The organism is Lysinibacillus sp. UGB7, from assembly GCF_049058285.1.
Taxonomy (GTDB): domain Bacteria; phylum Bacillota; class Bacilli; order Bacillales_A; family Planococcaceae; genus Lysinibacillus; species Lysinibacillus sphaericus_B.
Map to the genome: position 1 here is coordinate 36,089 of NZ_JBMGUV010000004.1, position 24,338 is coordinate 60,426.

Consider the following 24,338-nt stretch of genomic DNA (forward strand, 5'->3'; position numbering starts at 1 on the left):
CCCTCCCCATTAGCTATTCAACGATTTTTCCCTTGTGTTTAGCCAATACACAAGGCCAATAATGGCACCACCAAAGATATTGCCAATCGTTACCGGGATTAAATTAGCTACGGCGCCACATATAGATACATGGTCACCATGTGGCATCATAAGCGCAAGGCCAAAGAGTGTCATGTTGGTGACGCTGTGTTCAAATCCCGACGTAATAAAGGGGAAAATACAGCTAAAAATCATTGCTAATTTTGCGATTTCTGTTTTTAATTTATAGTTGCACCATACTGCCAAACATACAAGCAGATTACATAAAATACCGCGGCATAAAAGCGCCACAAATCCTGCAGTCATCTTGGCTGTTGCCATCTTCTCGATATAAGCAGCCGTATCTCCAATGGCAAATCCTGCATAAAAGAACAAAGCAGCGGCGAGCGGCGAACAGCGAACCGAAAAAATTACCTAGATAACTAAAAATCCAAATACTTATCATTTCTAACGGCGTTGACTTTTTTTCTAACGTACTAATCGTCAATACTAAATTGTCACCCGTAAACAAATTTGCACCAGCCATCATGACCATACTAAGTGCCACACCAAATGCGAGCCCCTGCACAACTTTCATGCTTGGCACACCCAATGGATCGAATATGCCTCCGATTGTTACGATAAGTAAAATACCAAAGCCGATAATGTGCCCACCGAACATGGCTTGCATTAAATAATTGATGGGTCTTTGCTTCATCATTTTAATTTTGGCATCTGCTATGGTAGTTATTGCAGCAATTGTCTCCTTCATTTGTTTCATCCTCCACAAACACTTCAACTACTCCCATCATAACTCATCTGTAGGCTTTCATAAAATTACCAGAGTAAAGATAATTATGATGAATTGACTAATTATTTTTGTGTTTGACTAATACTCATTCTCTCCGTCCTCTAGTGCACAAAGCATAACAAAAACTTTACAACTGGTGACAGTCAAAAGTGCTCATTGTTATCGATAATTTTTTTCTATCAGGCTTATCATTCTTTCTATCATGGATTCCCTTGCTCAGACAAATTTGTAATGATAAGATACCTTTAAATCTTACTATGTAGGTATGATAAGTGGGTTAATTGAAAGGGGATGGTTGGATGAGTCAAATTGTTGCCAATAAAATTAAGCAATCCATTACAGAATTAGTGGGACATACGCCACTATTAGCGCTTAATCAATACAATAAAGAACAACAGCTAGAGGCAGAAATCATCGTAAAACTGGAGTACTTTAATCCTGCAAATAGTGTGAAGGATCGTATTGCAAAAGCGATGATTGAGGATGCAGAAGCACGTGGTCTGTTAACGAAAGACACAACAATTATTGAGACGACAAGTGGCAATACAGGAATTGGGTTAGCAGCATTTGCAGCTGCAAAGGGCTATAAATTGCGCATTTATATGCAGGATGGTGTAAGCGAAGAACGCACTAAAGTTGTAAAAGCATATGGTACGGAGGTTGTACCATTTTCGGACGTACCAGAAATGGTAGCAGCATTTGAAGAAACTGAAGGTGATTTTGTTGAAACCATTAAAGTATTTAGGGAAACCGTTGTGGAGCAGGAAGAAAATGTTGTTTTTCTCAATCAACTGGACAATGATGTCAATCCAAACATTCACAAACTAACAACTGGACCAGAAATTTGGGAAGATACAGCTGGGCAAATTGATATTTTTGTTGCTTCTATCGGTACAGGCGGCACGATTAGTGGTGCAGGTGCTTTCTTAAAATCCAAAAATCCAGCCATTCAAATTATTGGTGTAGAGCCGGCTGTTAATTCTATCGCTACAGTTGATAATCCTGATATCGCGGAAATCACAGGTGTCCATCGCTTTTCTGATGCTGATGCAGCACGCGTTCCTTCAAATGTTCATCTGGAAATTATCGATGAAGTGCTTGAAATAGAAACTGCACAAGCTTACGAGGCAGCAAGATTTGTTGCGAAAACAGATGGTATTTTAGTTGGCACGTCCTCTGGTGCTGCTTTATATGCTGCTACATTACTTGCTAAACGCCCTGAAAACAAAGGGAAACGTATTGTTGCTATCCTCCCCGATACAGGACTACGCTATTTATCGACCGATTTATTTTAAATTTAAAAGTGAGGGGAGATTGTTACTCCCTTCGTTTTTCTACAGTACTTAATAGCTCGTCAAAAATATTTTTCCCTTGGTTGTTTTAGCAGATTCAAGTACACCTATAGCCTTTTGAATGTTTAGTAAATCATATTGAGCATCCATCTTCAGCATCCTTAATTTCTGTTCTTTTACAAGTGTTATAAGCTGTTGAAAAGTTTCTTGCCATTTTACTGCCTTCAAAACGCTTTAACCCCTTTTTTATAAACTATCTATATTTAAGTCATGTTTGTATTTTAATCATAAAAACCATCCTCCCTAGTGCATCTGGATCACGCTTTGCCAAACCAAGCTGTTGATAAAATGGTTGTTTGCCTTTCGCACAAAATAAGTGGACCCCTTTTATGTTCCCTTGCTTGCAATGCGCCAATACCGATTATAGGGAAATTTGCTGAAATAACTAAGACTAGACGATGAAAGAGACGACATTGTTTAATTATAATTTTACTATCATAAATTCCCCATCTTTTTTCATGTTTAGTTGCAATGTGTGATTCAATTCAATAGAAATTGGACTGACGATTGCATCTTTATTTGAAAAATACCAATTCCGTTTACTGGGACCTAACAAAATATTGGTGCCATCCTCATAATTCCCCATAAAGGTAAGTGCATCTATATGAACTTCTTCTCCATAGCAAGGTAGGATGCCATGTTCTATTAAATAAGTTGCAACTTCATGTATAGAATCCGTTGTTAAATTTATTTCACCTATATTGAGTAAATGTGCTGGCAAAAATGCATCTGTATCAGAATGAGGGTTTACTTCACTTCTTGCAATAAGCTCTACCACATTTTCCTCTGGATCATAAAAATAAAAGGAATGTGCTTTTATTCTTTCAAAGTATACTTCATCCTGTTGATCTAATTGCAATATGTCAACTCGTCCCTTTACCCAATTCTTTGCTTGCACAAATAAATTGCTAGGAATATTAAATGCAAAATGATATTGCTTGTTGACGGAAGTAGATATCCTTTCAAAAGTAATCATGCTTTCGCCGACTGCTATTTCAAAAAAACTATCATTGCTCGTTAGCAATGCCAAACCTAATTTTTCACAATAAAATTCTTTTAGTTTGGGTAAATCATATGCGTATAACTTCACCTTGGTAATTTTCATCAACTAATCTCCTTTGCCGTATATATCTACTACTATACTGAGCAATTCCCATTAGTGCCTCATGCGAAAGAATGAAGAAAAAATTAATTTGTATGAACGTATAGGCGTGCGAATATTTCACTCTATAGTGGCACACAATCACCTTTACTATTGGGTTGAGAAATTACCAAAAATTCTACATCTTGATTTGAATCATTTCGCATTTGATGAGGCTGTAATGGTAGCACTTCTATACCTTCATTTGCATGTGAAATACGTTGCAGACGCATAAATTGCTTGTATTTTCCAATTCTTTTGAACTATACTATTATTCAAAAGTGTTGATTTCTATTGCATCAAAGCATTTTGCTAGGAACTCTCAAAATTGAACTGAACGCAAATTTAAAAGGATGCATAAAAAATGGAGTGACGAAATGGACATAAAAATATATTTATTGAGTTTTTCTTTAGGCTATGTGTTAACACTTCTTATTGTATACTTCCTGTTTGATTCTTTTTCATGGTCATTTGCTGCTGGCTCTTTACTGGGAATAGGTATATTTGGCTTGCTCGTTACGATGCTGAAAAGAAGAAATCCTTAAATTATGTACCCAGCTACACTTAAGATGTATTTTTATCAAACTACTCTCACTTTGCTTGTCATATTTAGAAATGTCTTATAAAGTTTTTTCAAGTTCCTATACGGTATGAATTTCACATTTTCACAGCATTGTATATTTTTTATTTGTCAGGCCAAATTAAGTTTGGTGATATTTCACCACATACTAAACTACGATGGAGGGATTTTTATGAATATTCGTGAAGGTTTAATCCCAACTGTACTAGGTTCAGCTGTTACTGCCACTGGGTATATTTTGAAACAGAAGCATGGTTCTAACAAAATGTTTGCCAACACCATTTTCGGATTTGGCTTGGCCCACATAGTATTAGGTGCAATTGATCTTGTGGAGCATCGTCGTTAGTATAAGAGAGCGCAAACTTTTGCGCTCTTTTTAATGCAGCATTAAAGCATCCCGTTCTTATTGATCAACGTTAAATAACGAATCTTTTTATTCTCCATTTCAACAGTAAACGCATATGATGCAATTAAGATCATTTATGCTGGAGGAGATGACCATGAATAACAATCGAAACAATGTAAACCAATCTACTGATTCACTAGAAATTTACGCTGCTAAACTCGCTTATATCGGAGCATCCATCTCAACACTAGGAGATGGTTTACAAGCAATTGCTGCAGGTCTTGCCTTAGAGGCGTTACAAAAAGCAAACAATCAGAACTCTGATGGCTCAGATAACCAAACTAAACAGTCAGAAAGCATGCAAAAGCAAATAGACTATTTAATATCTGAATTAAAACAAATAAAAAAAACGTTACGATGATTAATGCAAGGCACGCAAATCGCACTGCCTTTATAGGTCATTCTACTGTGAATTGTTTTAGACTTGCACCAATGTTACCTAAGGTAAACATTTTACATACAATTTAAAGCCCTTCTCAAGTTATGATGTGCAGGGTTAACTATGTTCGCATTAAATTTTTATGCATTATTGTAAATTAACTTCAAAATTAGTTTTTTGTAGTTTGAGGCACATGTTGTCCAATAAGTGGGCAATACAAATTTATGCAAAGTTCTACCCTTCCTACGTTATATGTCCATAGTTTTTTTCAGCAATTCTGCGTATGGCTCAATCCCTAATACCCAAAGAACTTCGGTTGTATAATTGGCTTTTTCATTCATTAATTCTCTCTCGCCTTTCTATCCAATCATTTCATTAGAATATCTAACTATAATACAAACAAATAATAGTAATCTAAGCTAGAAACCACTCTCCAAGTGGTTTTTATTTTTGCTTAGTGCAACTCTTTTTCTCGTCCCTAATTTACTAGCGAGCAGGCAAAAACGTTGCCATAGACCTACACGATATTGACCTGTTATCATAAGTTTAGATTTTTTAGGGAGTGAATTATTATGAATTCTTCAAAGGTTGCTTTTTTATCAGTTGTAAGCAATTCACTTGTAGTGATACTTAAAATTATTGTTGGACTTATTACAGGTTCGGTTGCTATTTTGTCTGAAGCTATTCATTCATTTTTGGATCTTATGGCCTCGTTAATCACATTTTTCTCCGTTCGAATTTCTAATAAACCGGCGGATAGAGAACACCCATATGGACATGGGAAAGTTGAAAATATTTCAGGAACAATCGAAACACTTTTAATTTTTGTGGCTGGCATTTGGATTATTTATGAATGCATTCATAAGATTATTGCCCCCTCTCCAATAAAACTCCCGCTCTTAGGAATTCTTGTCATGTTATTTGGTGCCATCGTAAATATTTTTGTTTCAAGAATTGTCTACAGAACTGCTAAAAGAACCAATTCAGTAGCCATGAAATCCAATGCGCTTCACTTACTAACAGATGTCTATACTTCGCTGGGAGTCGCTTTTAGTTTATTAATCGTTCATTTAACAGGATGGTATATCTTAGATCCAATCATCGGCATTGTTTTAGCATGTTTTATAATGGTTGAAGCTTTTAAATTAATGAAAGAAGCATTCCCCCCATTATTGGACGCAAGGTTGTCTGCTGATGAGGAGAAAAAAATCATACAAATTATTGAATTATATAAAGAAGAGTATATTGAATATCACGATTTTCGCACACGACGCTCAGGTGCTGAGGAGTATATTGATTTTCACTTAGTTGTAGCCTCAAATAAGGATATAAAGACTGTTCATGAACTCTGTGACCGTATAGAGAATAAGATTCAACATCATTTTAATAAATCCCATATTCTAATTCACATGGAACCAGAGAACGAAAAATTAAATTAGGTAGTTCTTAATGAGTTAAGGCAACATTAAAAGGCATGTCCTCGGTTCAATACCGGTTACATGCCCAACTGATTGCTAGATAAGTCACATCATTGGAGTAGCCTATCTACAGTGTATTATGCTAACTCCAATATTTATCCATTACTGAAATCGACCAATTTGGTTGTAGTACTTTTCCTTTCGGTAAGAGCTCCTTCATTACTGGTTTCTATGATAGGAGTTCCATCTATCAAAAATTCATCCATACCAATTTTAAGTATTTCATATTCTGCACTGATACATTTCAGTTGAGTCTCGATTTTCACAGCACCCAGGTCAATCCCCTTATACACTAGTAATGGCACCTTCTCCAAATAGGATTTTGCTTGCGAATAATCACAGGACAACGTTTTTTTGATGAACATGAGTGTTTTTATTTTATCGCGGCCTTCACCTGTAATAAATACTTTATAGTAATCGTACTGTACATCTTCGCCTACCTCCCAATCCTCGGCACCACATGGTAATAAAACACTCTGAAGAAACTCAACCAGATTGTCATAGGCAATGGAAAAATCCCAAGTGCCCATTCCGTGCTCCGCGGTATAAATGACCGTGTCCCCTCTGGTCAAATCAATGCAATAAGGGTCGCCTTCATCCGTAGCAATGACCAGATAGTTGTTCGGCCAATCCAAAATGTCTTCATTCGTAACCGGATTATAGTTGTATCCCCATTGACCTTGAGATACGTCTTTGGCACCATAAATGTTAAGATTAATATATTCATCCGTACTCCAAGTCACCGATTCAGGTACATAGTGCTTCAGAAAGTGCAAGTATTCACCAGGCAATCGCCATTTTTCAGAAACGTTACGTAAAGCTCGCTCTTCTGCATCGGTCATAAGATGCATCGGATACTTGGCGTAAAATTGTGGATCTTGTACCCGCATCTTCTCCACAGCCGCTTGCATCTTTTCTATAACAGCATCTATTTTTTGATGCGTATTCTTCAAGGTTTTCAACCACCCTTATAGTCTTTTAATTACCTAAAATTATACTTCTATTCTATCGTAGAAATCGATAATTGTAATATAAGTGGCTAAAAAATAAACGGTGTTTTAATCGAGGATTTAATTAAAAACCTTAGAAACAAACGCTTAATGAAGTGTACAAAAAAACTAAATATCTGTTAAGTTAGGCAACTCTGAAGGATTGAGTTCGGTATTGTACAGGGGTTTAATCCTTTTCATTTTGCCTGCATTTGTTTTTCAGATGTGATGGCAGTAAATACTTCAACTACAATCGAAGTTTCATTATAATTGGCCACCCATAACCCCCCTCACTCCTCTTTCATTTTCAAAAAAGTTTTTTCTAAATTCGTGAACTTTTATAAATGGAAGAACGTCTAATTATTGGTAACATTTTAAAACAAAAGGAGAAATAGATATGAAAAAACCGATTAAAAAAACTTGGATGATTGCTTCAGTACTAACATTAGGCATGGCTGTCTACACGCCACTTCAAGCTGGGGCGACATCAGCAGTAACAACAAATGATGTGACTATTCAAATTGAACAACAAATTAAAGGAACGATTAAATACATTGAAGGAGATTCAATAACAATCAAGGGAAATGACGGTAAAAATTATTATATCGGTTTCCATAAATTTTCAGACGAACAATTAGAAAAAATGAACTTTATTGAAGGACAGGAAATTACTGTAGAAGGTAGCGTAGTTGAAGATTATTCAGAATTCTTCACATTTGAAGTATATAAAAAAGACTTACCGAAAGAGATAACTAAAGAGGAACTAACAAAATTAGAAGCTCTGTTTAATGAGATGAAGAAGTTAGACAAAGAAGAGAAATACGACGAAGTAGAAAAAATCTATCTTGAAATGGAGAAAATTACAAAACCTTATGTATTAGCTAATTGGCAACCTGAATCCTTTGAAGTGTATTTAGAAGAGTTCGGATTTAGTGAAAATAATATAGTGATTAAAGAAAAAGATAAAGAACAGTTAAAAGTGATTTATGAAGAATGGGTAAAACTTGAAAAAGATGGGCAAGAAGAAAAAGCGCTAGAAAAACTTGATGCATTTTATGAAATCATTCAACCATATATGGATGAGCTCTACCCACCACAAACCTTTGAAGAATATATGACAGGTATGGAATTAGATATCACAAAAGAAGACTTAGCAAAACTAAAAACAATCTATGAAGAGGCTCAAAAAGCAGATAAAGATAGCAATGATGAGTTGTCTGAAAAACTATGGAATGATTTCCATGAAATGATTAGCTCATACTATGTACCCCTATCTTTTGAAGAATACATGTCTGACTTAGAATTCAAAATCAGTGAAGCAGATAGCAAACAGTTAAAACAGCTTTATGAAGAAGCTCTAGCCCTTGAGAAAAAAGGTGAAGATGAAAAAGCCGTAGAAAAATGGGAAGCATATTACAATATTTTAGATCCATATTTTGAAGCAAATAAAGAAATTCTCATCTCTGCTTCTAAACTAACAATAAACGGCCACGATTATCTTCCACAACATTAATTAGTAAAGAATTTTGGGGTTATCCTAACAGTCATTGAATAATGATTATGGGATTAGCCCCTTTCTTTTGCTTTTCTCCGTACAAGAGCACCCTTTCTACTTGTTGCATATGACGAAGAAAAAGCTAAAACAACGAAGGAAGCCCAGCTGGACAAATGATGAATTGCTGGAAATCGAACGATTTAAAGAGTTTGTTCGAATGAAGCGAAACAAGCAGGAGTGAATAGCTTGTAATCGAGGTTTATCGAAATAACATAGAGCTTTAAGAGAAGTGCATGAGTCAACGATTGAAAAGGTTATATTCTGACGCGGTAATAAAAATATCCATGTAAATAAGGTTAACCCTGGCATAAAAACATTTTCTGAAACAATAGAATTGCTCCAGCTTAATCCAATATTTTTCGATTGTCTGTATATCACTAGGCGATAACGTAGGCCTGTGCAGCACCTAACTTGTTTGTTAATTTCCATTTATTATTTTTCATAAAAATTGTTATTGTAACCATCACAAAATTATAAAATATACAAATTTATTCTTTGATGACAACAATAGGTATTATTGATATATTTATTATATACATAGAAAGGAGAATTTATATTGAAAGGTCTCTCAATTACATCACTCGTACTTAGTATTATTTTTTTCTGTATTGGCTTTTATAGATTGGTTTTCTACTCGAACCCTGAATCTTTTGACCGTGACTCTAGTAATGCATGGGTCGGTGGAGATGCTTATAATTACATAATAAATGGCACCCAAGCAACTGCTTATTTTGTATTATTTGCTGCTTTTTTCATAGCATTTGTACTACTTAAAATCGCATTAGAAATGCAAGAAACTATAGAGTCGTCACTTAGAGAATCTCTTAGAGAGAGTAACAGAAAATTAATAGCTGAATACAAATCTATTAACGATAAAGAATAATAAATACATCTAATAGACCAGGATCATATTATGATTTTCTCCCATTAGGTATACAGATTAAAAAACAAAAATCTGTTATCTAAGGGGAGTTTTTTTTATGGTTCGAAGTAAGCATCCAGTTGAGTTGAAATTAATGTTTCTAGGGCTTTTGAAAGGAGCTTATTATCAAACTCTTTTCCTCGGTCTGTATGAAACATTTGAATGTCGTTCAAGTTACCTCTAAAACTTACTAGCGCTTGATAAACCAGCTCTGCTGTCTTATTTGCACCAGCACTATGGCAAATAATTTCACGATTGAAAAGGTCGACAAATAAGCATACATTACGTAATTTTCGGAATATCAAGGACGACACACATTGTGACTGTCGCTTCGCTTTCGTCACAGAAAATATTTGCTGATACTGAATATTTGTGAGCGTTATTTCGAATCACATCTGTTATCGTCCCATGTTCAGCGCTGCTTGCTTTAAAATATCATTCTCCATCAGTAAACGTTGGTTTTCTTTGCGTAATCGAGCTAGTTCGTTATCTTCTTCGAGCGATTATATTTTAGTGTGAATGGAGAAATGAAGTAATTTTAGTCACTCACGAGTGGCTTTTTTCATGCATAAAAACGCTCCCTCTATATGCATAAGATTATTTACTTTTAATCTTCCCTATTTAAATAACTCTTTTCTTATAACCATCTCCTTTTTTGTCTAAACTAAAAGGAGTCTCAAGAGTAAACTCGAACTTCTAAAAGAAGGAGTAAAAAAATGAAGAAAAAAATTATCTTCTTAGCAAGTCTAACATTAATACTGTTACTTTCTGGATGTTGGGATGTCTCTGAACCCCAAAGAATGTATTATGTCCATGGAGTCGGTATAGATATTAAAGATAATCAGTACGAAGTATATTTGCAATTAATTAATTACGCTAATGTTGCAAAATCTGAAACAGCTAGTCCCCCAGGACCAAAAGCAGAAATTGGACATGCTAAAGGAAAGACCATGGAAGAAGCCATTTATAAATTATATGACTCCATTGATTTAGAAGTATTTTGGGGGCACATGTCTTACTTAATACTTTCAGAAGAAGCTTTGAAAAGTGAACATGTAATATCCATTTTCGATAGTTTTATACGTTTTAGAGAAACAAGATATCAGATCTATGTACAATGTACACAAGAACCGCTAGAAGAGATTCTTTTAGTAACTCCAATATTAGATAAATCAATAACGAGCTCAAAACTAAGTAGTCCATTAACCACCAGTTCGTTTGAAGCGTCTGTTGAACCTGTTAATTTTCGTAATTTAATTCTTGATTTAAATGAACCAAGTCATGAAGTTAAGTTACCTCTAATTTCAATAAACAAAAATTGGAGAGATTCAGAAGAAGAATCCTCACCGGAAACTCACTTAGAAGGTATTGGTATACTTTCAAAAGATGGATTTAAGGGAATAATAAAGGGTGATGCAACAAGAGGTACTCAATGGATGCAACAACAAACAAGTCGCGGAGATCTAACTATTACATTAGACAGTAGTGAAAAAGATTATTTAACCGTAGATCTAGAAAAACATAAACTTGAGGTTAAACCAATTGTTAAAGATAATGAAGTACAATTTGAAATAGATGTTATAGTTGACGCTACTATTAATGGTTTCAAAGGTAAAGTCACATCAGATGAAATAAGGAAAGGAATCATTAAGAAAGTTAAAGAAGAAATAAAAAAAACCTATGAAGAGGGGTTGAAAATAGATACTGATATTTACCGTTTATCTGAATACCTATATCGATACAATGTAAAAAAATGGAAAAAGTTAGAGAAGGATGGTAAAGTGCCTTTAACTAAAGATTCGATTAGTAACATAAATGTTCACGTAAATAAAATAAATCCAGGTCGAAAAACATTCCAAGAAACAATTAAATAATAAGCAAAAAGGCAAGTGAATCACCTTAGATAACAGATTTTTATTCTTTAATCTGTCTACCTAATAGGAAGGATATCAATATGATTTTGAGCCCTTTTTAGATGCTACTCATGAATGAAAAAAGCCCAAAATTGTCTTATTATATACATTCAATTTTAGGCTTTCATATGCTGTTTTAGATGAATAATTAAGTTGTTTAATTTTTATCGAGCAAAAACACACTATAATATAAGCAGAGCATTTCACTAAATAAAATGACAATCCTTAATCTAGAACTTCAAATAGATTCAATTTTTCAATTATCATTGACTTATATTTGGTGGTTTCATAATGTGAATTGTTGATTTTTACCTTTTTTATTTTTAACATATCATATATTTCTCTTTCAATTGCTCTTCTTGCTTCTAACACTTTAATTGTTCCTTCTACACCATTATACTCTTTCATTTTCCCATACCCTTGATTTGTATAATACTCAATAAATCCAGTAGACCATTCTTTTGACCTTTCTTTATATGCCCTTTTGAATGAGAATTCCAAATTGTCTTGTTCTATATAAAACAAAACTGGATTTAATTTTTCTATGATTTTCGCTAAAGTAATAACATAATTTATAACTTTCTCTTTTTGCTCACCATATTTAACCATTCCGATTGTTACTGGATTCTGTATGAAACAACATTCAAAAATATATATTTTATTTTCGTTAATAGCTTTTTCTGCGAATTCCGCCCATTTTTGGGTGATTAATTCAATGTTTTTATCTAGTGACAAATTATAAATATCTTTTTCGAAAATGGTATTTAATAAGTTGTCAGATAACTCTAATTCAGATTCATTTTTGATTAATTTTAGATATGGTAATAAGTAATTTTCACCTCTTTTCGTAACTCTATTGTTAATAACATCTTTAAAATCTCCACTATTTGCTAACAAACTTTCGAACTCATTTTTATTAAAACATGATACCCCTTCATAATCAGCAGGGTGATCTAAATCCCCTTCTAGAAATAATTCAACGTTTTTATTTTTTTCAATCAGTATATCATAGAGTAAATTTGCCGCAGTGGACTTTCCAAAACCCGGAAGACCTTCTACTATTAATAACTTTGTATTCAAAAATTGTGCCCCTTTCTAAGACAAAATTAAAAGTTTTTATTAAAAATTTTTATTAAAAAATAACAACTATTAAATATTATCAATCTTTATTATAAGTCGACAACTTTTGAATTTTAGCAAGTGAAAACTAATGGAAATAAAAAAAGCCCAGGCTCAAAATTAATTGAGTACCTGGTCATTTGTCACTTTTAGTTTTAAATAAGTAAAACTACTTTTATAACTGTAATTTCATAGTTACTGTTCTTAAACTAAATCCCATTTTTTCATAGAGCTTAATAGCGTTATTCCCTACGTAAGCACTAAGCCTAGCTTCAGAATACCCTTCCTGTCTCAATTGTTCAATGGCAACGTTCATTAATTTCTTCGAAATACCTTTACCTCTAAATTCCTCTTTTACAAATAGCTCATAAATAAACCCGTTTAATTGGTCCGTAAACTGGTCTTTATTTGCCCCAATCAGGATCCATCCTATTAACTCATTATTGTCTGTTGCTATCAAATAATAGCACCCTTTTTTTAGAAGAGGTTCTATAAGGTTTAGAACCTTTTCATTTGTTGCTCTTACTCCGCCCAGTGTACCATCAAATAAAGCTTGTGGTGAAAGAGCTATAATTTCTTCTAGTTCTGTGTTGTTCGGCTTTCTAATTTCCATTTATAATACCTCCTTTCTCGATTTCATATTTAACTTTACTAACAATTTACCAATCTATCATTATAATACCATTTTTAAGATGTCTTTATTTAAGCAAACCACTGCGATCAATCACGGTTGCTACTAAACCTAGCACATAATCTGTAGAAAGTTCTTTGTTTTGCAGTGCTGTTAAATGCTGTGCTTGTATATGTTTCTTATCAACACTCCATTTAATAATATTTCTCTACTCCTTCCTGTAATGCTGGCGAACCTAGATTCCATGTTTGAGTCACTTTAAATTCCTCCTTTTTGTCTCCCTCAATTAATTGAACTTTATATTTACTGTTGCTTGGTACAATTACTTGTCCTTCTAACTTATAACCCTTTGGTATAATCCAATTAGTTTTAACTTCAAAATGAGGTAGGTCAATACTGCCAACCCAAGCGCCGCCCCAAGTAATACCTGGCTTCCGTGCAATAGCCCCTAATGTAGTCACATCATATAAAGATTGTGGAGGTCCAACAGCAATATCCCATGCTAGACGTGACTTATGATTGCTATTTAATGTCCAAGTAACTATTTGCCCTGGTCGAGTGCGCCCCTGTGCATAAAGGTAATTTTACCTTGCTTGGCTACGGGTATGTTTCAGTAATAAAGATGTGCTTAATACCTGTTGTAGCGCTCTTGGATTAGCAATCGACAGGCTAATTGTGCAACTGGTAATAGTTCGATTAAGTCTCAGCATGTTGTTACGCTTGTCATTTAGCTTCTCCCTCCCCTGTTTTATCCTTTACAATTGATAAAATATTTTAATGAGGCTCGATGTAGGCAAGCCCATCTTTGTACCGTTTTCTGTGATAGAAATAAAATCGAGTACACAAAAAGCAATGGCTGCACCATCACCTGCGTACTCGATACCTGGAATCACTAATGCCAGTAAATACACTGAACCGACTAGCATTACGTAATAAATTTTACGAATGATACCGTTGAATCCGACACGACTGTTTAAGTTTCGATTCACGATACCGCCCATAATTCCTGTAAAGTAGTCAATCGCCATAAATCCGATTAAAACCGTTACGGCCATTCCTAAGCCGTCCACAGAATAAGACGATTGTGCCAATTAATTCACTTACTGCTGCAATCCATTTTTCCATTACAACACTTCCTTTTTTGCATAATAAAAGCCCTCCACAAGTTATCTGTGGAAGGCATTAAAAATAATTTAGTATTTTGACAGCTTATGCTCATTAATAATCCAGTCAAATATAATACTAGAAAAATTAGTGAAAAATTAAACATTCGTTTTAACTAGCATTCCTTACGTCACACACATGCAACAACATTAATAGAGAATGGTACACATATTAAAACAGTCCAAAAAAGATTAGGACACAGCAGATCAGCAATTACTGAAGACCGCTATGTCCATTTACCTCAGAAGATGGCAAGAGATGCTGCCGATATTTTTGATTCCATCGCGAAAGATTTATAAAATTGCTAGCACAATTTAAAAGCGGTGGCAAATCGGTGGCAATCTCCACCCAACTGATATAAAAACACTTATTTAAAACCCCTATAAACGTTGTTTTATCAACGTTACTTCGTATCATCCATTTTCAGAACAGCCATGAATGCTTCTTGTGGTACTTCGACCGAACCTACTTGTTTCATACGTTTCTTACCCGCTTTTTGTTTTTCAAGTAATTTACGTTTACGCGAAATGTCACCACCGTAACATTTTGCAAGTACGTTTTTACCCATTGATTTAATTGTTGAACGTGCTACAATTTTTTGACCAATTGCTGCTTGAATTGGTACTTCGAATTGTTGACGCGGGATTAATTCTTTTAGTTTTTCTACGATCACTTTACCACGCTCGTAAGCAAAGTCACGGTGAACGATGAAGCTAAGTGCATCGACTTGTTCACTATTAAGAAGGATATCCATTTTTACAAGTTTCGATGGTTTGTAACCAATTAACTCATAGTCAAACGATGCATAACCTTTTGTGTTCGATTTTAGGTAATCGAAGAAATCATAGACAATTTCTGATAGTGGCATTTCATAAATAATGCTAACACGTGTAGTATCAATATAATCCATTGTCATGAAATTACCACGTTTGATTTGGCAAAGCTCCATAACAGCCCCAACATAATCATTTGGCACCATAATCGTCGCTTTGACATATGGTTCTTCTACGCGGTCAATTTTTTGTGGATCTGGCATCATTGACGGGTTATCGACCTTCACTGACGAGCCATCTGTCATATGCACATCGTAAATTACAGATGGTGCCGTTGTAATTAGGTCAATATTGAATTCACGCTCGATACGTTCCTGAATAATTTCCATGTGTAGAAGTCCTAAGAATCCACAGCGGAAACCGAAGCCAAGTGCTTGTGATGTTTCAGGCTCATATTGAAGCGCAGAGTCATTTAACTCTAATTTTTCTAATGCATCACGTAAGTCATTATATTTCGCTGTGTCAATAGGATATAAACCGCAATATACCATTGGATTTAAGCGACGGTAACCAGCCAATGCTTCAGCCGCTGGACGATTTGCAAATGTTACGGTATCCCCGACACGAGTATCCCCTACATTTTTAATAGATGCTGTTAAATAACCTACGTCACCTACTGTTAATTCAGCTTGTGGTGAACTTTTCGGTGTATGTACGCCAACTTCAATGACTTCAAATTCAGCGCCAGTTGCCATCATGCGGATTTTATCGCCCGGTTTTACAGTACCGTGTACAACTCGAATAGAAATAATAACACCTTTATATGCATCGTAGACAGAGTCAAAAATTAGTGCTTGTAATGGTGCTTCAGGATCACCTGTTGGAGCAGGTACCTTCTCTACAATCTGTTCTAAAATGTCCTCAATCCCGATACCAGCTTTTGCTGACGCTAAAACTGCTTCAGAAGCATCTAGACCGATGACATCTTCTACTTCTTGACGAACGCGCTCTGGATCTGCTGCTGGTAAATCAATTTTATTGATGACTGGTAAAATTTCAAGGTCATTATCTAGTGCTAAGTAAACGTTTGCTAGCGTTTGCGCTTCGATGCCTTGCGCTGCATCGACAACCAAAATAGCGCCTTCACAAGCTGCTAAACTACGTGATACTTCATATGTGAAATCGACGTGTCCTGGTGTGTCGATTAAATGAAATGTATACACTTCGCCATTTTTTGCTTCATATTTTAATTGCACTGCGTTTAATTTAATCGTAATGCCTCGCTCACGCTCTAAATCCATTGAGTCGAGTAGCTGTGCTTTCATTTCACGGGAAGTCAGTGATTTCGTTTGCTCAAGAATACGGTCTGCAAGCGTTGATTTCCCGTGGTCAATATGTGCGATAATAGAGAAATTTCGAATATTCTCTTGTCTTTTTAAACGTGCTTCTCGGTTCATTTCTTCCACTCCTAATTAAACTATAATGAATTATACTATGAACTTCATACAAACCACAACATTAGAACGGCATAAATGCTGTTAAATCAATGATTACTCTAAATTTCGTGTCATTTCCTCTACAATAGCAAGCAATGTAAAATAGCCAGCCACACCCATCGCATGGTGTATGCTGGCTATTTTATTAGGAGTTTATTTCACTTGCATCATGAACTTTTATGGATTGCTGAATAAGATTTGTTAACGTGTCAATCCCTTTTTGCTCTAAATGGACACCGTCTGGTGCGAAAAACTCTGGATGATTACTAGCAGCAGCGTGCCAATCAATCAAAGTGATATTGTCATGCTCTTGTGCTTTTTGAAGTAAAGCATTATTCACTTTACCCTCCCATGAACGTGGTACACGCGTATTCACTAAATAAATATCGGCATTGGAGAAAGCCCCAAGAAGTGTCTCCATCTGATCATTTGAAAAGTAACCATTTGTGCCTAGTTGAATAATAACTGCATTATTTGGCTGATTGAAACTAGCATAATTCGGTGACAGCTTGACAGCTTGAGAAACTTGTCGACCTATTTTCCCATCGATTGTAATGTTTGGATAAACCTTATGTAAGCTTGTCGCAATATCGATCATTACAGAATCTCCAATCGCTAATATGCCATTATAAGATTCATTTTCAGGTTTAGCGCTTGTTTCATTTTCCTCTTGCTCAGGTGCTCTGTTCTGAACACCCCCTGTTTCTGTTTCTTCATCTGCAACATGTGAAGAGTCGTTTTCAGATGTTTGTTGTTGCTTCACATCTTCGTTAAGATTTGAAGATTGGTCTGCGCCCTTTATTTTAATGGAAGTTGGATAGGACTCTGATGAATCCTGTTGCCCCTCTCCAACTACACCCGTGATTCCAGTGAGAAATACGAGAAGGCATAGACGAATAAGCACTGTTGAAAATTTTCTAGCAAACGTAAAGCTACCCCATTGATTTTTATTAAATACGAGATATTTTTGAAAATAAGCTCGGAATCCTTCTTTACGGATAGGCATTTCGATAAAGCGATAGGATAGTTCCGCAATGGTAAATATAAGAACTAGCTGTAAAGCAACTCGCCCAAATGCTGGATTACCAATTTCATGGACGGGGGTACCCAACACCATGATTGGATAATGCCAAAGATAAATGCCATAAGATCTTGAGCCAATCCATCTAAGTGGCTTCAAAGACAGTAACTTCCCTAAAATGCTAACTGGATGACAAACACATGCTATTAAAACAGCTGCGTTCAAACAAAAAAGGAACATACCGCCTCTATATAAGAACGCTTGGTATTCATCTATAAAAATAATACTTAACATAAAAATACTAAAAGAAAGCAAACTTATACTATTTAGTTTAGTGACATGCTCCTTAGCTAGTTTTTGTGACGAGAGTCTTTTCATTGGCCAGACGAGAGCTAGCCAGCATCCTATTAATAACTCAAATGAGCGCGTATCTGTTCCATAATAGATACGACTCGGATCAGCGCCTGGCTGATACAGTATGCTCATTAATGCAGCTGAACATAGTGCGCCGAAAAACACGAAGATGGCCAATTTACTTCGTTTGTTAAAAACATAGAGTCCAAGCAGCAACAGAATCGGCCAAAGAAGATAAAATTGTTCTTCAATGGCTAAAGACCATAAATTTTTTAAAGGTGAAGGGGAACCAAAACTATCAAAATAAGAGAGTTTATGAAAAATGAACCACCAATTACTTGAATAAAAAATAGAGGATATGGCATCTCCTCGCAACGTATGGATTAGTTCCTTATGAAATAGCATCGCCCATACGAATGATGTAATAATCATCACATAGGCAGCTGGAACTAAACGTCGAAACCGACTAATCCAAAATTTCCCTAAACTTACTGTCAATCGATTCCCTTTTAAAGGTAAAATGGTAGAGGTTATTAAATAACCCGATAATACAAAAAAGATATCAACTCCTAGGAACCCACCACTGGCCCAATTAAAGTCAAAATGGTAAGCGATGACTGCTAGTACTGCTAATGCTCTAATCCCATCTAGTCCAGGGATATAACGATGATTAAATGTCTTGCCTAACATACTATTCCTTCCTTCAATAAACTATAAACTCTATTTCCACGTTATTTATAATGCAAAATATTTGTCTGAAGCCAAACATCGTCTCCTTTTCCCTATTTCTCATTAGTTCGTTCACTTATATTAAGGACGTTTGAGAGGAGGATAAAAGTTTAGAAAAAACATCCTAAAAAATTCTTTATAAAGAATTTCATCATCCCAAAATATAAATAAGTTTATCTTAAAAAGCACATTTTCATATGTATAGTTGTGATAGATCTAAAAAAAGCATCCCCATAAATGGTAGATGCTTCAAAAGCGTATTTCGCCCTATTGCATATGCCGTTAAAACGCTTCATTCATAAAACTCCGTGAGCCAACTCAAAAATTATAAGACAAGAAATGTACAAATTAAAGGCTAAAAAATGTTTTTGTAAAAAATTTTTCTGGTAAATTTACTAATAGTAGTTTATTCACCGTAATTTATATAAAACTCCTTATTTCACCATTTCGAATGCTCATTGATTGGGCGTTTGGGCAATCCTTGAAATATCAGCTTTATTAGAGTGTGAAAATACCAGATTAAAAAAATGTCAACAAAACCGTCTCTTGACGACTTTGTTGACACTTCGGGAGGCTTACTACTGTAGCCTCAACTTTTACCCTTTTAAAATTATAGTAATCTCTACTAGCTTTTAATAAGACTAGATGAGATTTAACCTTTTTTCTCAGTAATGAAGGTTTTTGAGATTGCTTTCCCTATTATGGCAATTGTACGATTTAATTCTTCTTCTGAATTATCAATTCCACCTAGTTCGATTATCATCATTTCCTTTGCTAAATCTTGATTGTAGCGACCATCTACATTATCACCACTTTTAGATATAACACCTCTAGAAACCTTTGGCACAATCTCATTCATCGCAGCAGACAAGCTTTCCGCATAAGCAGTATTCCAACGATAATTTTTATGTTCTGCACCAACGACAATGGCAATACGTGCATAGTTCTCATTGTTGTGTGTAATCGTTGTCGCATCTTTTTTAGCAGAATCTCGATGCAAATCAATGACTAAATCATAGGACTGTTCTTGTAATCGTTTCGCTAAATGTGGACGTACAGAGTTGTAAGCATCAGCAAAACCTTTCCCCTCAAGTTTCATTTCCTTCATGACATCCACATCTAAAATATCAGTTTGGATACCGTTCATGCTAAAGTGCTTGGAAACAACATCTTGTAAATTATAGATATTTGTTTTCTCGTCATAAACGGCTACTTTCCCGCTGACAGCCTTCACCATCGGTTGATAGGCTTCATGTGAATGCGTGAATAATAACAAGACTTTAAATGGATCAGGATCTTTCGTCTGCTCTAGCGCACTTTGTTCAGCTAAATTAGTAGCGGCAAACACGACTTGTTTATCCTCTGGTTGCTTTAACGGAGTCGATGCTTGCTTATTGAACGGAAGTTGCCCAGCAATGACAGGTAATACGAAGAAGAACAATAATAGACCAGTTGACCATTGTAGTTTTTTTAGCAAAGTCACACCCTCCTCCCCTTATCGTATGGAGGGGATGTGTCTTTTAGAACGATGAAATTATAGATCGCCTGCCCATTTCATTAGCATAGACGAAATGAGTGTTGCATACTTATCAATCCAATAATCAGCTTCCTTTGGCGTGACCATCAGCTGTGAATGGGAGGCCGCAAATGTTTCTTCAAACAACTGCTGCCGCTCCTCCTTTGACCATGTTGCCCATTCCCCAAAAATCGGTGTTATCAGTGACATATCTAACTCTTTATTAATATCTGGCTGCCAAGAAGACAATGATAATTTTGACGAAGGTTTACCACGTTCCGCTACACGTGCCGCTATCGAGCGTAGCATGAGCTCTACAGCATCTGCGATTAAAACGGGTGCATCAACCACTGTTGGGATACCAATTGCTGTCACAGGGACGCCAAGCATTTCAAATGAAATTTCCTTGCGCTGATTCCCTACACCAGAACCAGGATGGATGCCCGTATCTGTAAGCTGAATGGTTTTACATAAACGACTACTTGCTCTTGTTGCGAGTGCATCGACTACGATAATTAGTTTTGGTTTGATACGTTCTGCCAATGCCGCAACAAATTCACCTGTTTCATAGCCAGTCTGTCCAGTTACACCTGGAGCGTACATCACAAATTTGTCGTCAATTTGCTCAAGACTATGCAAATGATCTATCAAATAAGGTCCAATGGCATCAGGTGTAATTGTACGATTCCCTAAACCAATGATTAAAATTTTGTCTTCATCTTGCCAGGAAATAGACTCATGTAATTTTTTAAAATTCGTCAAGAGTGCTTCCTCAAGCTGTTGAAAACCATCCTTATCTTCTATCGTAAGGGTAGGTACGGACAGTGTGATATACTGCCCTTTCTTTTTACCAATTTGCTGTTCACCCTCAGGATTGACTTGGACATCTGTAATTTTCACTCGTCCAGCATTTCGATCTTCAACTTGAATACCACTCGACTGCTCTAACGTTTCTTTCTGTTCCCTCGTTTGATGTAAAACAACCTCATCAGATTCGTCAATTAAGTCCGTACGTTGCCAATTTAAATTTTGCATATAGTTCACCTCAATCGATAGTTTGTTCAAACTGTCAAGTAAATATTCTTTGCATTTATCTATTGCAATTTAGCCTAGCGTTTGTTAAAATGATTTTTGTTGTATTAACACAAGAAATCAATGAGAAGTTATCATCTCGTACCTAATTTAGGAGGTGAAAGATATGCCAAACATTAAATCTGCGATTAAACGCGTAAAAGTTAACGCAAAAGCTAACGCTGCTAACTCTCAAGCTAAATCTGCAATGCGTACTACAGTGAAAAAAGCTGAAAACGCTGTTGTTGCTAACGCTGAAAACGCACAAGAACTTTTACAAGCAGCTTACAAATCTTTAGATAAAGCAGCTTCAAAAGGACTTATCCACAAAAACGCGGCGGCTCGTAAAAAGTCTCGCCTAGCTAAAAAAGCATAAGTGTTATATAAAGGATCAGTTTACTCTCTCTTGAGGTAACTGATCTTTTTTCGTTTCTCAATGAAAAAATGCTGCCTTTTTGGACAGCATTTTTTATAAATTCTTATAATACACCATTACTAGACAATTCGTTTTAATAGTGGTATTTTTTGAATGATCCACACAATGATTGTTGACAGCACTAAAATAATGAACACTTGCATGGGAATAGCTATAAACGGCTTAAAAAAGAGCTCATTGCCTTCAAAAAAGTAAGGACGCACTTTATCAAGAATCATCGCATGAATTAAATACACACCAAAACTGGTTTGCCCTATTAGCTTGATAATCCCGCTTGTCACATAGGTTCCACGTGCTACCTTTCGATTGACCCAATATTTCACAAAAACAAAGAGTGCAACACTCATCGCAATAACATTAGGACTGGTGTACGAAAAAGCATAGCTTGTAAATTGCCCCTGCTCCTCCGTTAAGACATTTGTACGAAATACCGTTTCGATTGCTCCTACCATCCCTAAAACATATATCCCAATACGCCATTTCTGTGCTATCTCAAATGCCGCTATATAATAGCCGAGTAAAAAGAAGCCAATATATTCACTCAGCGGGAAAAACAGCGTAAATTCATTACTCACTAGATAGGAGTAATAGCGGAAACCTCCATAAAATAATAGCCAAAGAACGATTACATAGCCAATCATTTGTCTTGATGCATGATTGACAAAAATATTAAAAATTGGCACTAGTAAATAAATACCAATGAGTGCATAAAAATACCATAAATGATAATATACCTGATTATTGAAAAACATAATAAAAAATTCTTTCAACGAATAGCCAGGGCTCCACATATATGTTGCCCATGCATAATAGATGACGGACCAAGCAATAAACGGCAGTAAAATTTTATTGGCACGTTTTTTGAAAAAAACACCTAGGGGTTCTTCCTTACGCCCAAGTAATAGTGCCCCACTAATCATTAAAAAAATTGGCACACACCATCGAGATAAGGCGTTATAAATAATCCCGATTTGCCAATCAATCTCATTAATTTCATCATAAAGTACGACATAAGGTGTCGCAGCATGTAATAATAGCACGCCTAAAATTGCCATAGCACGTAAGCTGTCCATATACTGAATTCGTTTTTGCACGTTCAAAACCCCCCACGACATTATACAACCATCGTTGTCTACCTAAAATTAATTTTACAGTTGTCGTAGTAAAAACAGTTCTAAGTAACGCTCACGATTACCACCGGTCGTTTTTAGTTGTAAATCCACTTCAGCTAATTGGTACAGAGCCTTTAGTAAACTCTCCTCAGATGGACGGTTACGTTGCTCAACCATTAACTTAACACGATAAGGATGGATTTTTAAATTTTTTGCAATTTGCTGCGGATGATAACCCTTTTTCAATAAATAAAAAACATTCGACATTGTACGGACATTGGATGCAAGAAGGCCTACAAGCATGATGGGTTCTTGTTTTTGGCGCAGTAAATCGTGGTAAATAGTCAGTGCCGCAACCGGTTCATTGGCAAAATATGCATTCAACATTTTGAAGGCATCCTGTTCCAATGTTTTCGCCACTAAATCCTCAACTAAAGTAGTCGTTATTTCCCCACCCTCACCTAAATATAAGGACAATTTTTCGATTTCCATTTGAAGTTGAAGCATGTTTGAACCGACCATCGTAACAAGCTGCTCGATGGCATTTTGTGTAATAGTGTTTCCTTCTGCCTTGACAAGCCCTTGAATCCACACAGCTAAATCTTGCTCTTTTGGTGTTTCCGCTTGTACTAAAAAGGCATGTTCTTTCATCATTTTCGTTACTTTTTTTCGTTCATCCAACTTTTCATAGGGTGCAATAAAAACCGTTACAGAAAAATCTGAAGGATTTCCGAGCCATGCCTCTAACCGTTTCACATCGTGATCAATTTTTTCTTTACCTTTTTCTGTCGCTTTTAAAAAGGAAGCATTTTTGGCAATAATAAGTTTACGTTCTGAGAAAAAAGGGATGGTATCTGCTTCATCAATCACTACATCAACGGGCATCTCTTCTAAATCAAATGTACTCATTTCTATCTCTTCATCGGGGCCTATTGCTTCTTTTAAACGTTTTACAGTCTCATCTATAAAATAGCTTTCCTCCCCAACGAGCAAATAAACTGGCGAAAGCTCACCTTTTTTTATGTTGTTCCAAACGTTTGAAATCATTGTTTCCCCTCCATATAGCAATAGAAATAGTATACATGATTTACGGCCCTTTGTGACTTTGACTGATTTGTGTCCCTTGCAGCACGGTTAATTCACGTTTTCGATATAGCTTTTATGAAAATGTTGTCTTATAATAAATAACAGAATTGGAGGGATAACAATGAATCCATTTGAAGGTAAAAATATACAATGCAGACGTAACGATGCAATCGACTCAGGCATTGGTTTCGGCGTATCTTTTGCAGTCTTTGCTATTATGTTCGTCATCGCAATAGTAGTAGACTATGTTGCAATGTAAACCTACCTCTTACACAGGTAAAAAGAC

General features: G+C 35.6%; 25 protein-coding genes and 3 pseudogenes. 11 read left to right on the forward strand and 17 right to left on the reverse strand.

What is annotated here, in order from left to right:
• Positions 1-9: 9 nt before the first annotated feature.
• Together ACOMCU_RS05450 and ACOMCU_RS05455 are read right to left on the reverse strand one after the other, a co-directional pair.
• On the reverse strand, positions 10-360 hold the full coding sequence (locus tag ACOMCU_RS05450) for a formate/nitrite transporter family protein (RefSeq protein ID WP_421049620.1): 351 nt from the start codon (positions 358-360) through the stop codon (positions 10-12).
• Positions 299-790: a formate/nitrite transporter family protein gene (locus ACOMCU_RS05455; RefSeq protein WP_421049621.1), complete on the reverse strand. Its 492-nt coding sequence runs from the start codon at positions 788-790 to the stop codon at positions 299-301. Before ACOMCU_RS05455 ends, ACOMCU_RS05450 begins: the two co-directional genes overlap by 62 nt.
• A 338-nt stretch (positions 791-1,128) precedes the next feature.
• Between ACOMCU_RS05455 and ACOMCU_RS05460 the strand changes: the two genes are divergently transcribed.
• Positions 1,129-2,124, forward strand: coding sequence for a PLP-dependent cysteine synthase family protein (locus ACOMCU_RS05460; RefSeq protein WP_010861231.1), 996 nt, complete (start codon positions 1,129-1,131; stop codon positions 2,122-2,124).
• Positions 2,125-2,172: 48 nt separating this feature from the next.
• On the opposite strand, the gene ACOMCU_RS05465 is transcribed toward ACOMCU_RS05460, so the two are convergent.
• The 3 genes and pseudogenes from ACOMCU_RS05465 to ACOMCU_RS05475 all read right to left on the reverse strand — a co-directional run.
• Positions 2,173-2,349: a hypothetical protein gene (locus ACOMCU_RS05465; RefSeq protein ID WP_010861232.1), complete on the reverse strand. Its 177-nt coding sequence runs from the start codon at positions 2,347-2,349 to the stop codon at positions 2,173-2,175.
• Positions 2,350-2,602: 253 nt separating this feature from the next.
• Positions 2,603-3,286 carry a hypothetical protein gene (locus ACOMCU_RS05470; protein WP_010861233.1) on the reverse strand — a complete coding sequence of 228 codons (684 nt, stop codon included), beginning with the start codon at positions 3,284-3,286 and terminating at the stop codon, positions 2,603-2,605.
• 122 nt (positions 3,287-3,408) lie between these two features.
• Positions 3,409-3,531, reverse strand: a pseudogene (locus ACOMCU_RS05475) (cupin domain-containing protein); the annotation flags it as partial.
• Positions 3,532-3,699: 168 nt separating this feature from the next.
• On the opposite strand from ACOMCU_RS05475, the gene ACOMCU_RS05480 reads away from it, so the two are divergent.
• The 4 genes from ACOMCU_RS05480 to ACOMCU_RS05495 all read left to right on the forward strand — a co-directional run bounded on the left by ACOMCU_RS05480 (position 3,700) and on the right by ACOMCU_RS05495 (position 6,126).
• On the forward strand, positions 3,700-3,867 hold the full coding sequence (locus tag ACOMCU_RS05480) for a hypothetical protein (protein ID WP_421049622.1): 168 nt from the start codon (positions 3,700-3,702) through the stop codon (positions 3,865-3,867).
• Between the two features lie 207 nt (positions 3,868-4,074).
• The gene (locus tag ACOMCU_RS05485; RefSeq protein WP_010861235.1) at positions 4,075-4,248 is read left to right on the forward strand and encodes a hypothetical protein; all 174 of its coding nucleotides are present in this window, start codon (positions 4,075-4,077) and stop codon (positions 4,246-4,248) included.
• A gap of 154 nt (positions 4,249-4,402) precedes the next feature.
• Positions 4,403-4,669, forward strand: a complete 267-nt coding sequence (locus ACOMCU_RS05490; protein ID WP_010861236.1) for a hypothetical protein — start codon at positions 4,403-4,405, stop codon at positions 4,667-4,669.
• Between the two features lie 590 nt (positions 4,670-5,259).
• Entirely contained in the window at positions 5,260-6,126 is an 867-nt protein-coding gene (locus ACOMCU_RS05495) for a cation diffusion facilitator family transporter (RefSeq protein WP_421049623.1), read from the forward strand.
• Positions 6,127-6,260: 134 nt separating this feature from the next.
• Here ACOMCU_RS05495 and ACOMCU_RS05500 read toward each other — a convergent pair whose 3' ends face one another.
• Positions 6,261-7,118 carry an SMI1/KNR4 family protein gene (locus tag ACOMCU_RS05500; RefSeq protein ID WP_421049624.1) on the reverse strand — a complete coding sequence of 286 codons (858 nt, stop codon included), beginning with the start codon at positions 7,116-7,118 and terminating at the stop codon, positions 6,261-6,263.
• Between the two features lie 433 nt (positions 7,119-7,551).
• On the opposite strand from ACOMCU_RS05500, the gene ACOMCU_RS05505 reads away from it, so the two are divergent.
• Positions 7,552-8,667 (forward strand): hypothetical protein, encoded by a 1,116-nt coding sequence (locus ACOMCU_RS05505; protein ID WP_010861239.1) that lies wholly within the window; start codon positions 7,552-7,554, stop codon positions 8,665-8,667.
• A gap of 598 nt (positions 8,668-9,265) precedes the next feature.
• Positions 9,266-9,592, forward strand: a complete 327-nt coding sequence (locus ACOMCU_RS05510; RefSeq protein ID WP_010861240.1) for a hypothetical protein — start codon at positions 9,266-9,268, stop codon at positions 9,590-9,592.
• Between the two features lie 134 nt (positions 9,593-9,726).
• Here ACOMCU_RS05510 and ACOMCU_RS05515 read toward each other — a convergent pair.
• Positions 9,727-10,125 (reverse strand): annotated as a pseudogene (locus ACOMCU_RS05515) (DDE-type integrase/transposase/recombinase); the annotation flags it as partial.
• A 222-nt stretch (positions 10,126-10,347) separates the two neighbouring features.
• Here ACOMCU_RS05515 and ACOMCU_RS05520 point away from each other — a divergent pair.
• Positions 10,348-11,505, forward strand: coding sequence for a Ger(x)C family spore germination protein (locus ACOMCU_RS05520; RefSeq protein WP_421049625.1), 1,158 nt, complete (start codon positions 10,348-10,350; stop codon positions 11,503-11,505).
• Between the two features lie 264 nt (positions 11,506-11,769).
• Here the strand turns inward: ACOMCU_RS05520 and ACOMCU_RS05525 are convergent, their stop codons facing one another.
• The 4 genes from ACOMCU_RS05525 to ACOMCU_RS05540 all read right to left on the reverse strand — a co-directional run bounded on the left by ACOMCU_RS05525 (position 11,770) and on the right by ACOMCU_RS05540 (position 14,385).
• Positions 11,770-12,624, reverse strand: a complete 855-nt coding sequence (locus ACOMCU_RS05525) for a hypothetical protein (RefSeq protein ID WP_421049626.1) — start codon at positions 12,622-12,624, stop codon at positions 11,770-11,772.
• Positions 12,625-12,838: 214 nt separating this feature from the next.
• Positions 12,839-13,276 carry a GNAT family N-acetyltransferase gene (locus tag ACOMCU_RS05530; RefSeq protein ID WP_421049627.1) on the reverse strand — a complete coding sequence of 146 codons (438 nt, stop codon included), beginning with the start codon at positions 13,274-13,276 and terminating at the stop codon, positions 12,839-12,841.
• A 212-nt stretch (positions 13,277-13,488) separates the two neighbouring features.
• Complete coding sequence (locus ACOMCU_RS05535; RefSeq protein ID WP_421049692.1) at positions 13,489-13,839, reverse strand: M15 family metallopeptidase; 351 nt, start codon at positions 13,837-13,839, stop codon at positions 13,489-13,491.
• Positions 13,840-14,049: 210 nt separating this feature from the next.
• Positions 14,050-14,385 carry a phage holin family protein gene (locus ACOMCU_RS05540; protein WP_421049628.1) on the reverse strand — a complete coding sequence of 112 codons (336 nt, stop codon included), beginning with the start codon at positions 14,383-14,385 and terminating at the stop codon, positions 14,050-14,052.
• Positions 14,386-14,589: 204 nt separating this feature from the next.
• On the opposite strand from ACOMCU_RS05540, the pseudogene ACOMCU_RS05545 reads away from it, so the two are divergent.
• Positions 14,590-14,757 (forward strand): annotated as a pseudogene (locus ACOMCU_RS05545) (tyrosine-type recombinase/integrase); the annotation flags it as partial.
• Positions 14,758-14,861: 104 nt separating this feature from the next.
• On the opposite strand, the gene lepA reads toward ACOMCU_RS05545, so the two are convergent.
• From lepA to gpr, 4 genes are all read right to left on the reverse strand, one after another.
• Entirely contained in the window at positions 14,862-16,688 is a 1,827-nt protein-coding gene (lepA, locus tag ACOMCU_RS05550; protein WP_219362488.1) for a translation elongation factor 4, read from the reverse strand.
• Between the two features lie 184 nt (positions 16,689-16,872).
• Positions 16,873-18,792: an acyltransferase family protein gene (locus tag ACOMCU_RS05555; RefSeq protein WP_421049629.1), complete on the reverse strand. Its 1,920-nt coding sequence runs from the start codon at positions 18,790-18,792 to the stop codon at positions 16,873-16,875.
• A 691-nt stretch (positions 18,793-19,483) separates the two neighbouring features.
• Positions 19,484-20,314, reverse strand: a complete 831-nt coding sequence (gene spoIIP, locus ACOMCU_RS05560; RefSeq protein WP_230491855.1) for a stage II sporulation protein P — start codon at positions 20,312-20,314, stop codon at positions 19,484-19,486.
• 51 nt (positions 20,315-20,365) lie between these two features.
• A complete protein-coding gene (gene gpr, locus ACOMCU_RS05565; RefSeq protein ID WP_010859940.1) occupies positions 20,366-21,382 on the reverse strand; it encodes a GPR endopeptidase in 1,017 nt (338 codons plus the stop codon).
• 163 nt (positions 21,383-21,545) lie between these two features.
• Between gpr and rpsT the strand changes: the two genes are divergently transcribed.
• Entirely contained in the window at positions 21,546-21,794 is a 249-nt protein-coding gene (rpsT, locus tag ACOMCU_RS05570; RefSeq protein WP_010859941.1) for a 30S ribosomal protein S20, read from the forward strand.
• Positions 21,795-21,913: 119 nt separating this feature from the next.
• Here rpsT and ACOMCU_RS05575 read toward each other — a convergent pair whose 3' ends face one another.
• Positions 21,914-22,948 carry an acyltransferase gene (locus ACOMCU_RS05575; protein WP_421049630.1) on the reverse strand — a complete coding sequence of 345 codons (1,035 nt, stop codon included), beginning with the start codon at positions 22,946-22,948 and terminating at the stop codon, positions 21,914-21,916.
• A gap of 54 nt (positions 22,949-23,002) precedes the next feature.
• Positions 23,003-24,013, reverse strand: coding sequence for a DNA polymerase III subunit delta (gene holA, locus ACOMCU_RS05580; RefSeq protein WP_010859943.1), 1,011 nt, complete (start codon positions 24,011-24,013; stop codon positions 23,003-23,005).
• Between the two features lie 160 nt (positions 24,014-24,173).
• Here holA and ACOMCU_RS05585 point away from each other — a divergent pair, with 160 nt between their 5' ends.
• A complete protein-coding gene (locus ACOMCU_RS05585; RefSeq protein ID WP_010859944.1) occupies positions 24,174-24,311 on the forward strand; it encodes a YqzM family protein in 138 nt (45 codons plus the stop codon).
• The last annotated feature ends 27 nt before the right edge of the window (positions 24,312-24,338 follow it).